Source organism: Clostridium sp. DFI.1.208 (assembly GCF_024463855.1).
Lineage (GTDB): Bacteria > Bacillota_I > Bacilli_A > Erysipelotrichales > Erysipelotrichaceae > Clostridium_AQ.
In genome coordinates this window covers 1-999 of the sequence record NZ_JANGCA010000156.1, presented here as the reverse complement: position 1 = coordinate 999, position 999 = coordinate 1, and the positions used below count along the sequence as shown (strand labels likewise).

Annotated in this window: 2 protein-coding genes; both read right to left on the bottom strand. The window is 46.1% G+C overall.

Annotated elements, in window-relative coordinates; all coding sequences use genetic code 11:
* The coding region (locus tag NE665_RS23785) for a ParB N-terminal domain-containing protein (RefSeq protein ID WP_256302690.1) at positions 1-385 on the bottom strand (385 nt) is incomplete at its 3' end.
* On the bottom strand, positions 378-999 hold a 622-nt coding region (locus NE665_RS23780; RefSeq protein ID WP_256302689.1), incomplete at its 5' end, for an AAA family ATPase. The genes NE665_RS23785 and NE665_RS23780, both read right to left, overlap by 8 nt.

The window sequence follows — 999 nt, the reverse complement described above, 5'->3', positions numbered from 1 at the left end:
TTACGATCTGCAATTTCAGCTCTTTTGGTAAGGTTTCCCGGTTTGCATTCCCTCTGCGGACGAATCTGCGGATCTCACGCATCGTAAGCTCCTGCATTTTGACGATGGCCGGGATCTCTTCCCAGCGTTCATCACCTTTTTCATAATTTAGCAGCATCGCGCGATACCGTCGTTCTCCGCTCAGGATCATATAGCGCCCATCTGCCTTGCGATATAGGGTGATAGGGTGGAGCAGTCCGCATTCGCTTATGTTCTGTGCGAGCTGTTCGATCTCCTGCATCGGATACATATTATACTCACAGGGGTCGATGTCGTAGATAAAGATCCGCTTATAACGCATATCCTTCGAGGTATCGTTCAGCATTTCTCCGATGACATCAGTCATGTAACATCACCTCCAGTTCATCAAGAAAGTTTCGGTAGTCATCTGCGATGGAGGACGATGGGAGATCCAGTACGGTCTTTCTTTCTCTGACTGCTTTTTCTACCGGCTTGCTTTGATCACGGATCATCGTCTGAAATACCTTATCTCCGAAAGCAGAGCGTATCTCTGCGATATTCTCACGATATTCGATATTATCCTTCCGTTTGACGATCAAGATCCTGTAATCGATATCCAAGTCTTCATACAGATCCTTCAAAGCGTTGATTTCATTGAGCGTCAATGCCAGACCTTGCATGGAGTCATCTGCAGGACTGACTGGGATGATGACCAAAGGCTCCGTATATAGGACATTGACCGATACGAGGGATTTGACAGGGGAGCAGTCGAAGATCATATAGTCATAATCGTTCTTGATGAAATTCGTAGCTCTCTTCAACTTATTCTCTCTGGTACCATCACTGAGACGGAGCTTCGTATCAGCCAAATAGAGCGTCAGATCACTGGGGATGATATCCAGATTCGCATAGGATGTATGTTGGATACAAGAGCTAACTGCTTTCGGACTTTCGAAGATCGTAGAGATCGTTGCGCCATGATCCTGATTCATATAACGA